At 47.0% G+C, this 10,050-nt stretch carries 8 protein-coding genes; 3 read left to right on the top strand and 5 right to left on the bottom strand.

Features of this window, described 5'->3' with window-relative positions:
• Nucleotides 1–573: 573 nt before the first annotated feature.
• Nucleotides 574–1,755, top strand: coding sequence for a mannosyltransferase family protein (locus V6C93_RS02450; RefSeq protein WP_333475055.1), 1,182 nt, complete (start codon nt 574–576; stop codon nt 1,753–1,755).
• 91 nt (nt 1,756–1,846) lie between these two features.
• Here V6C93_RS02450 and gor read toward each other — a convergent pair whose 3' ends face one another.
• Entirely contained in the window at nt 1,847–3,187 is a 1,341-nt protein-coding gene (gene gor / locus V6C93_RS02445) for a glutathione-disulfide reductase (protein WP_333475054.1), read from the bottom strand.
• 142 nt (nt 3,188–3,329) lie between these two features.
• Between gor and V6C93_RS02440 the strand changes: the two genes are divergently transcribed.
• Nucleotides 3,330–3,917 (top strand): hypothetical protein, encoded by a 588-nt coding sequence (locus V6C93_RS02440; protein ID WP_333475053.1) that lies wholly within the window; start codon nt 3,330–3,332, stop codon nt 3,915–3,917.
• Between the two features lie 175 nt (nt 3,918–4,092).
• Here the strand turns inward: V6C93_RS02440 and namA are convergent, their stop codons facing one another.
• Complete coding sequence (namA, locus tag V6C93_RS02435) at nt 4,093–5,160, bottom strand: NADPH dehydrogenase NamA (RefSeq protein WP_333475052.1); 1,068 nt, start codon at nt 5,158–5,160, stop codon at nt 4,093–4,095.
• 309 nt (nt 5,161–5,469) lie between these two features.
• Here namA and V6C93_RS02430 point away from each other — a divergent pair, with 309 nt between their 5' ends.
• Complete coding sequence (locus tag V6C93_RS02430) at nt 5,470–6,057, top strand: ParA family protein (RefSeq protein ID WP_333475051.1); 588 nt, start codon at nt 5,470–5,472, stop codon at nt 6,055–6,057.
• Nucleotides 6,058–6,199: 142 nt separating this feature from the next.
• Here the strand turns inward: V6C93_RS02430 and V6C93_RS02425 are convergent, their stop codons facing one another.
• From V6C93_RS02425 to ilvB, 3 genes are all read right to left on the bottom strand, one after another.
• Entirely contained in the window at nt 6,200–7,618 is a 1,419-nt protein-coding gene (locus V6C93_RS02425; RefSeq protein ID WP_333475050.1) for an aspartate ammonia-lyase, read from the bottom strand.
• A 359-nt stretch (nt 7,619–7,977) separates the two neighbouring features.
• Nucleotides 7,978–8,280, bottom strand: a complete 303-nt coding sequence (locus tag V6C93_RS02420) for a hypothetical protein (protein ID WP_333475049.1) — start codon at nt 8,278–8,280, stop codon at nt 7,978–7,980.
• 329 nt (nt 8,281–8,609) lie between these two features.
• Nucleotides 8,610–10,050, bottom strand: a 1,441-nt coding sequence (gene ilvB, locus V6C93_RS02415; protein ID WP_333475048.1) for a biosynthetic-type acetolactate synthase large subunit, incomplete at its 5' end; no start/stop codon positions are given.

Raw genomic sequence — 10,050 nt, 5'->3', positions numbered from 1 at the left:
TATTGACGCTGCTACCACGACTGTTGCTGTAGAGCCAGGAACCTATGCGTTGTGTGCAGTAGATAACCTCGCCAATGAAAGTGTCGGAGTGGTCGTCTCTGTTCCCTAAGATTGCAGAGTTAGCAATTTTGCTTAGGCTTTACTTCTCTTGAACATTTTGATATTTTAATATATTTTTAATAAATAAGAACTATACCTATTGACAGTATATAGTTAAATCTCTGGAGAGATACTATTAGAGGTAAGCCTGTAAAGATGTTATGAAAAATCTTAATTGATTGACCCTATAAATCGATGACAATCGATTACAAAAGTTGCAAGTTTATTAATTTTAAACTAGCAGTAAAAATCAGAAATTATGTTCAAATTTGTTACCTTTATATCCCCTAAAAAAATACAGGGATACAAAGACAAATTCTTGACTCGGTTCATTTTTAATTAATTTTAAATCAATGAGCTAATTATCAATCCCTACTTTCTTAATTTACAAAGATTTACACTTGAAGAAAATCCTGATTAACTGGCTATAAGAATGTCATTCCGTTACTGCTAATATCTAACAGGAGTATTCTTGTGTCTACCAGGCTTAAATTACCAATTAGACCGCCTAAATGGGGAGGAAATCTGTCAGCACAATCACTTCAGGAATTGCGGTTTGTCTTCGTAATGTGGCTGCTCAGTCGGCTCTTGATTATCATTGCAATGCAGGTGATTGCTCCTTACTATCCGGCTACTCCTGCTGAACACGAGCTATTGCCCCTAGCTTTTGTTCCGGGTTTTATTCCTAAACCTAGCTTAGAGCTTTTCACCCATTGGGATGCCGCTTGGTTCAAGCAAATTATCGCTCAGGGCTATGACTATGCAGCGGATGGAAAAATGCACAATATTGCTTTTTTCCCCGTCTTTCCTTTAGTCGTTCGTGCGGTCATGAGCCTGGGTTTCTCTGTTGAGATAGCCGGTCTACTTGTGAACAATTTAGCGCTTCTGGGTGCAATGATTCTTCTATACCGTTGGGTAGAAGAGCATCATGGAGAGAATGCAGCCAAGTGGGCAACGGCGGTCATGGCCTGGTGTCCCTTCTCCTTATTTGGGACAGTCATCTACTCAGAAGGGCTGTTTCTGTTATTCAGCACAGCCGCATTGAGAGTGTTTGAAAAGCACCAGTATGCAAGAGCTGCATTATGGGGTGCACTAACGACAGGGACACGAGTCACTGGAGTTGTGCTGATTCCAACCTTTCTTTTTTTAGCGTGGAGGGAGAAAAGACCTCCAATTGCTTATCTTGCAGGTCTTGCGACCAGTGGAGGTCTGCTGTTGTACATGCTGTATTGTTTGGTGCGTTTTGGCGATCCTTTGGCGTTTGTCCATGTGCAGAAAGCATGGGGTACCGCCTCTGGCATCAACTGGCAGGGTTGGTGGAGTATGGTTGTAAATCTTTTCCGCTGGCGGTGGGGGGCTGTCAAAGAATTCACTAAGTTGTTTATGGTCTTTGGTAGTGCTTATCTGTTTTGGTACATGCGCCATCAGATCACGCGTGTTGCTGCCGTCTACGGTTTTTTCTCCATCTTGCTGATTATCAACTCTGGCGCGGTATTGTCTGTCAATCGATACGTCTATGGCGTTGTGACAGCATCCCTGGCGCTAGGGGTGTTGCTTTCTCGCCACCCCCGTTGGGGATACGCAACGATGGGCTTGTTCGGTACGATGCTGGTAGGCTTTGCGATTCGTTTTGCTTGGTGGCGTTGGGTGGCTTAGAGGGTTGAAGGTTGAAGGTTGAAAGTTGAAGGTTGAAGGTTGAAAAGTTTTTGATACTTCAGGCTTCATCCTTCATCCTTCATTACTTCAGTTAACGTAGGGTCACGAACTCCTCGGCAACGGTTGGATGGATACCAACAGTGGCATCAAAGTCTTTTTTCGTGGCTCCCATTTTGAGGGCGATCGCAATTCCTTGTATGATTTCTGCGGCATGTTCGCCGATCATGTGGGCACCGACTACCTTTTGAGTATCCTCTTCTACGACTAGCTTCACCATTGTCTTCTCATCCCGACCACTTAATGTGTGGTACATGGGTCTAAATTTAGCGCGATAGCACTTGACCGCTTCACCCCAATTTTTCCTGGCTTGGGTTTCAGTCAAACCCACCGTCGCTCCTTCAGGCGTGGAAAAAATGGCTGAAGGGATGTTGTCGTAGGCCATTTGGCGAGATTGACCCCCAAATTCCGTATCGGCAAAGGCACGACCTTCGTTAATCGCGACCGGAGTTAGATTCACACGGTTGGTGCAATCTCCCACAGCAAAAATATGCGGCTGATTGGTGCGGCTGTACTCATCGACCGCAACTGCCCCTTTGGCAATTTCTACCCCAGCATTCTCTAGACCCATATTCTGGAGACTGGGTCTGCGACCTGTGGCAGAAAGAATGACATCTGCTGTTACTGTCACATTGCTATTTGCGATCGCCAGTTTAAGACCTTCTGAGGTTTTTTCAATGGCGGCGGCTTGAGCGTGGTTGAGAATCTCAATCCCGTGCTGTTGCATTCCCTCTTGAATGCCAGCGCGGAGATCGTCGTCAAATCCTCGCAAAATCAAATCGTTGCGATCGAGCAGAGTCACCTTAGAACCCAAACCATTCATGATGCAGGCAAATTCTACGCCGATATATCCAGTACCAATAATGGCAATGTGTTTGGGTTGTTCCTGAAGCCGGAACATGTCATCGGAAATGATCGCATGTTCGATCCCTGGAATATCTGGCTTATAAGGGTGTCCTCCAACAGCAATCAAGATTTTATTAGCTGTAATCTTGCGATCGTTGATTTCTAACGTATGGGGATCGAGGAACTTTGCATAACCATTGATCAGCTCTACCCCTGCGTTGTCAATCATTCGTTGATAGACCCCATTCAGGCGTTCGAGTTCCTTATTGACGGCAGTAATCATCTTTTGCCAGTCGAGGGTGCTTTGCACAGGACTCCATCCATAGCCTTGTGCATCCTCAAACAAATGAGGAAAGTGAGAGGAGTAAACCATCAATTTCTTAGGAATGCAGCCGCGATTCACACAGGTGCCCCCTAATTGACTATATTCCGCAATCCCTACTTTTGCCCCATATTGTGCCGCCCGTCTCGCCGTCGCGATTCCTCCAGACCCCGCACCTATCACAAACAAATCGTAATCGTATGTCATGAATTAATAGACTCCCGTTGATTCATCTGAAGTTACTTAATCGTATCCAGGCGTTCATCAACTACTTTAACGAGACAATTCCTTCAACCTGCGCGATCGCACAGGCTGATACCCTGAATGTACCAAACCTACTCGGAAAAACATGAGCAGCAGGCTTCCTGTGCCCAGTGATGTTGTCATTTGTCCCGGCATCCATGAACCGCAGCTAACGCAGGATTTTTTAACGGCATTGCAAGGTAACAAAATCGCTCATTTATCGACTGGCTCGACTCAAAAGCTTTTGATATTTCCTACTCAGGAGTACCCAGCTTACTCAACTCTCCATATTCTGCAATTTTTGCAGCGCCATGCGAGTCAAACGACCCCAATTGTGTTTATCAGCTTCAGCGCTGGTGTTGCGGGTGCTATCGGTGCGGCTTGGGGGTGGGAAATGTTGGGCGGTCAAGTAAAAGCCTTTATTGCATTTGATGGCTGGGGTGTACCTTTACAGGGGAAATTTCCCATCCATCGGGTCAGCCATGATTACTTCACCCACTGGAGTTCAGCCTTATTGGGAACTGGCGAAGATAGTTTCTATGCCGATCCAGCGATTGAGCATTTAGACTTGTGGCGATCGCCTGACAGTTGCCAAGGCTGGTGGGTTCAGCGCATAGCAGCAGAAAAGACTGAACAACGTCTTTACACTACTGCCGCCCAGTTTGTCAACTATTTATTGCACCTTTATAAATAAAAGCCCCGCCGCAGGCGAGGCGGGGCAACTGCCAATTTTTCGTCAATCAGAAGTTAGCATTCTTGGACGATATTATTCTCTCCTTATAGATTGATCTGGGTGTTAAGGCATTTTGTGTACAGGAATACAAAAGCCAACGCTCCTCGGTACTCTACTTCGCACACTCACGTTTTCCTTAGCCCCAAGCGCGATCATATTGAATAGGCCAGTTTTTATCGTGTCCGAGTTCCTTTGCCGCACGATGAGGCCAGTACGGTTCGCGCAATACTGCTCGTGCTAGCAATACGATGTCTGCCTGACCCGTGCGAATGATATGGTCAGCTTGTTCGGGGGTGGTAATCAAACCAACGGCTCCTGTTTGAATCCCGGCCTCACGCCGGATTCGTTCGGCAAACGGAGTTTGATAACCGGGGCCAACGGGTACTTTGGCTGTTGGTAGAATTCCCCCTGAAGAGCAATCGATCAAGTCCACACCCAATAACTTAAGTTGAGCGCTCAAAGCTATACTTTGTTCAATGTCCCAGCCCTGATCTATCCAATCAGTTGCAGAAATACGCACAAACAGCGGATACTTTTCAGGCCAAACCTGCCGCACGGCCTGAACCACCTTTTGGAGTAAGCGAATACGGTTTTCAAAGCTACCCCCATACTCATCCTCCCGATAGTTAGAAAGTGGGGAGAGAAACTCATGCAGTAAGTAACCATGAGCCGCATGGAGTTCAATCACTTTGAATCCAGCTTCAAGAGAGCGTTTAGCCGCTTGCACAAAAGCTTGTATAGTTTGCTGAATTCCTTCAAGACTTAAGGCTTCAGGTACCTGACTATTTTCGCTAAATGCGATCGCACTGGGCGCAAAAATAGGACGCCATGCGCCCTGAGATTCACCGAAGGGTTTCCCTCTATCCCAAGGTACGGCAGTGCTTGCCTTCCGGCCTGCATGAGCCAGTTGAATCCCGGCAACGGCTCCAAAGTTATGAATCATTGCCACAATTTTTGCCAACGCCTCAGCGTGTCCATCACTCCAGATTCCCAAATCGCTTGGGCTAATGCGTCCCTTGGGTTCCACAGCTGCTGCTTCTGTGAACACTAAACCCGCACCACCCACGGCACGGCTGGTGAGATGAACCAAGTGCCAATCATTGGCATACCCATCTTCGCTGGAATATTGACACATGGGTGAAACGGCAATACGGTTGCGAAACGTCACATCACGGATGCTAAGCGGTTCAAATAAATGGGTCATATGGCACTGATTTAAGAACTCTCCTACCTCATCAACCAACCCTTGTGCAGGGGGTCTCTAGGTAGGCACTCCGTCCCCCAGTGGGGGGTTTGGGGGGAACCCCCCAATCTTGGTTTTTCCTAGAAACGATCACTTTTCGCTTAAGTCAGTGCCATTTCTCTTAGAAGTCACAGACTGCCTTCTCCCTCATGACAAGACCCAGATTGAGCATTGTTCTATCCCCCATCTCCAAAAATAAAAGTTTCTTACGCAACAGTCTAGTCGGTAGACATTTCACCTAAACTCTTAATACGAACTTTAGGGTTGTAGATGATTGTTACATTGGTCAGCTTGAAAGGAGGCGTAGGGAAAACCACCTCCGCCATCCATATTGCCGCTTATCTCCAAAAGAAAGGTCCGACTCTCCTAATTGATGCCGATAAGAATCGGTCTGCACTGGTGTGGGATAGGGAAAGTCAGTTGCCCTTCAAGGTGGTTAGTGAGGCCGCTGCGCCCAAATTTGTCAAACAGCACCAATACATTGTGATTGACACCCAAGCCCGTCCCTCTCATGAAGAATTGAAGGATTTGGCGGAAGGGTGTGATTTGATGATTCTCCCTACCACTGCTAAGGCGCTTGATATGGATGCCCTGAGCAAGACGGTGGAACTGTTAGAGGGGTTGAATGCCAATTTCAAAATCCTCTTGACCCAAATCCCTCCTCGCAGTTCGGTTGCGCGTAACATCAGGAAATCTCTGGAAGAGTCGGGTCTAAATGTGTTTAAAGCCGAAATCCCCCGGCTCGTTGCCTTTGAACGAGCCCCCATGAAGGGGGTGTTGGTAAAAGATTATCCCGATGCGCGATCGCAAACGGCTTGGGAAAGCTACAAAGCTTTAGGAAAGGAGATTCTGCCCTGAGGAAAAGGCAAAAGGCAAAAAAAGGAGGTACAAATCCTTGTGGTATAACTTAGAGACTTCTAAGCTGTTCGTCATCTAGTTTTACAGAGCAATCTAAGGCAGCAAACAGTTTCAGGCACTCAATTATTCGCTTGCTAATGATTTAGTGTTCAGTTGGTGGTAGAGCGCTCATTTCCTCTAAATTTAAAACTTTGGCTAAGTCGTCAGGATTCATCAATTCTCGCTCCAAAACAATCTGCCGCAGAGATTTGCCCGTCTCTAAAGATTCTTTAGCAACGGCGGCAGCGTTGAGATAACCGATATGGGGATTGAGGGCAGTAACTAAGGCAAGGCTACCTTCTGCATAGTCTCGGCAGCGATCGCGATTGGCCTGGATTCCTTCAATACCGCGCTTTGTCAAGGCGGAAAGGGTGTTCCCCAAAATTTCAATGCTATGAATCAAGTTATAGGCAATTAGTGGCATCATCACATTGAGTTCTAATTGTCCAGCTTGAGCCGCCAGTGCGATCGCACTGTCGTAACCCATCACCTGAAAGCACACCATTGAGGTCATTTCTGCCATGACCGGATTATACTTACCCGGCATAATAGATGAACCGGGCTGGACTGGCGGCAGCTGAATTTCCTTCAAACCTGTTTTTGGCCCCGAATCCATCAGCCGCAGGTCATGGGAAATTTTGACGCAATCTTGTGCCAAGTTGCGTAAACTACCAGAAACACTGACAAAGGGAGCCATACTCTGCATCGCTGCCATCAGGTGCACAGCGGTTTGCAGGGGTTTATCAATTAGTTCAGAGAGAATTTGGGCAACACGGTGCCGATACTGAGGATGAGTGTTTAAACCCGTTCCGGCTGCACTTCCTCCTAAACCCAGCACCATCAAATCCTCCGATGCTCTTTCAATCCGATTAATATGGTCTGAGAGGATTTGTGCCCAAGCCCGGAAGCTTTCCCCTAACCGCACTGGCACAGCATCTTGCATGTGAGTTCTGCCAGATTTCACAATATCCTGGAATTCATCGGCCTTGTTATCTAAGGCGGTAACGGCATCGGATAAAGCAGGGTAAAGCGAATGTTCCAAGGCTAATAAAGCACCAATGCGAATCGCTGTCGGAATCACATCGTTAGTAGACTGACCATAATTAACGTGGTCGTTGGGACTAACGCGCTTGTAATTTCCTTTCTCATCACCTAAAATTTCCAGCGCACGATTGGCTAGCACTTCATTGACATTCATGTGGTGGGAAGTACCAGCACCTGCTTGATAGACATCCACGACAAACTGGTCGCGGAACTTACCATTGAGGACTTCATCTGCTGCTTGGATGATGGCACGGCTAATGTCTTGGGGAATACAGCCAAGTTCACTATTTGCGATCGCAGTGGCTTTCTTGATCAGCACGCAAGCATCTACATAAGTGGGCAACGGATTAATCCCACTAATGGGAAAGTTCTCCGTTGCCCGTAGCGTTTGAATCCCGTAGTAAGCCTCAACGGGGATATGTCGGTCTCCCATTGAGTCTTTTTCTATACGGTAAGCTGCGCCTGTTGTTTCACTCATGTCCGGTTGCTGTTGGTCTTCATTTATTTGACATCATTCCACTTATAGCAGGGTGACTCCTGTTCACCTCGTTACTACTGATTTAATTCAGATGGTGGAGTATGCTCAGCCATTGTTCATTACTCGTGTAAAAACAACACTTCAAGAACAACCGCAAAACCGATCACGTAACTCGTTAAGACTAGAAATATTAGCATAAAGTCTCACCTCCGCTTTTAGATACGTCTCATCAGCGGGAGATTATGCATTTTTGTTTCAATTCTTTACACACAGCCCCTTGACTAACTGAGCTGCGGATGGGCTATTGCTGTCAACTTGTACTTTCCGGAATGGTGACTCGTAGCGGAAGCGATCGCCTCTTAAGGTACTTCCCCTGCACAAGGAGGCGCAGCATACCTTTGGATATAGGGGTCGTAATCAGCAGGATAGACAATTATCTCCTTGCCTAAGGACAGGGCTTTATGATAGAGCGCAACAGCCTCAGCCAAGGAAAAACATTTCATCGGAATCCATCTATTGCTGTAAAAGTAGACAACAACGGGACTCCTTTGATACTCCCCTAAGGGAATTGGATTTCTCCAGGGGGAAACTACGTCATGAGTAGATACATCTAAATCTCTGTCTTGACGTAGATCTTTTTTTGGATCTAGTAGACGAGTCATAATCCCTTTTAAGACAACTATCAGTAACCAGCTCAAATTTTCTTTGTTTCTAAAGTTTATTACGTCAGCAACATGGCTGGAATCTTTTACGCCAATTAGCTGATTATTGTGTTCATAGCTAAAGAAAAAATAAAATTTTTATGTATTTTCAAATTATTTGTTATTTTTGAGCGTTATTTTTCAAGCTATAATCTAACGCTCGAAAAAAGCTGAAACCTAGCGCTCCAATTAAATACATAACCAGATGTAGGTATCACCAGCTAAAAAAAAGCCCTGCACGATGGCAGGGACTTTCCTTTGTTAGTTAGGCTGACTTGAGGGGAGTCAACTTAGATCTTTGTGCCGCACTCCGGACAGAAGTTGTTCGTTGCGACATTTTTTGCGCCGCAGTTGCTGCAATAGACTAATTCAATCGCTTGTTCGAGTTTGGGGCGCTCTGGCAAACCAACCATCTGTGCGTTACTCTTGCCAGGGGCGACCATTGGGTAGCAGTTCTCGTCTTTTTTGACACGGACATCTACCAAAACTGGGCCATCATGAGCGAGAATTTCAGCGATCGCATCCTTTAATTCATCCCGACTCTGAATCACCATGCCCTTGATGCCATACGCCTGGGCCAACTTCACAAAGTCCGGCTTTCCTGACTCCATATTTGAGGAGGAATAACGCTCTCCATAGAACGCCTGTTGCCACTGGCGCACCATCCCCTGCCAACCGTTGTTGATAATCACCGTCTTCACGTTGATGCCGTACTGCGCCAAGGTGCCCAGTTCCTGAATGTTCATTTGAACACTGGCATCCCCTGCTACACAAATCACCTGCTCATTCGGCAGCGCCACCTTCACGCCCATTGCTGCGGGTACACCAAAACCCATCGTTCCCAAACCCGCACTGGAAATCCAGCGACGAGGCCCGCTTTTGAGGAATTGTGCAGCCCACATTTGATGCTGACCCACATCGGTCGTGTAGTAAGCATCCGGTGCCTGACGCCCTAACTCCACAATGACTTCTTGAGGCGACAAGCTATCGGCATGTTGAGGCACTTGTAAGGGATAGTCCTCACGCCAACGGTTAATCCGTGCCAGCCATTCCCTCGTTTGGTTCGGATCTGGTGAAATTCCCAATTCCTCATAGCGACGCAACAGATCAACCAAAACCTGCCGTACATCCCCCACAATTGGCACTTGCGGTGCTCGATTTTTTCCAACTTCAGCAGGGTCAATATCGATATGAATGACTTGGGCGTGACAGGCGAATTGATCGAGTTTACCGGTCACTCGGTCATCAAACCGTGCACCAACCGCAATCAGCAAGTCACACTCGCTCACGGCAAAGTTAGCGTAGGCAGTCCCGTGCATCCCCAACATTCCCACAGCTAAAGGATGGGATTCATCAAACGCCCCTTTACCCATCAGTGTCGTCGTCACGGGAATTTGGAAGATTTCTGCCAGTTTCCGCAACTCAGAATGAGACCCAGATGTGATTGCACCACCACCGACATAAAGCAAGGGTTGCCGTGCCCGACGAATCAGATTCAGTGCCTGGTTAATTTGACGAGGATTTCCCTTGACGGTAGGACGATAGCCCGGTAACTTAACCTTACCTGGTGCCACAGGTGCATAGTCAAACTCTTCTAAACCAACATCCTTGGGCACATCAATCAGGACTGGGCCAGGACGTCCCGTACTGGCGATTAAGAATGCTTCGGCGACAATCCGCGCCATATCTCTTGGATCACGCACTACATAGGAATGCTTGACAATCGGCAGC

The organism is Allocoleopsis sp., assembly GCF_036703385.1.
GTDB lineage: Bacteria > Cyanobacteriota > Cyanobacteriia > Cyanobacteriales > Coleofasciculaceae > Allocoleopsis.
The sequence above is the reverse complement of the archived record's forward strand: the minus strand, read 5'-3'. Positions and strand labels throughout refer to the sequence as shown.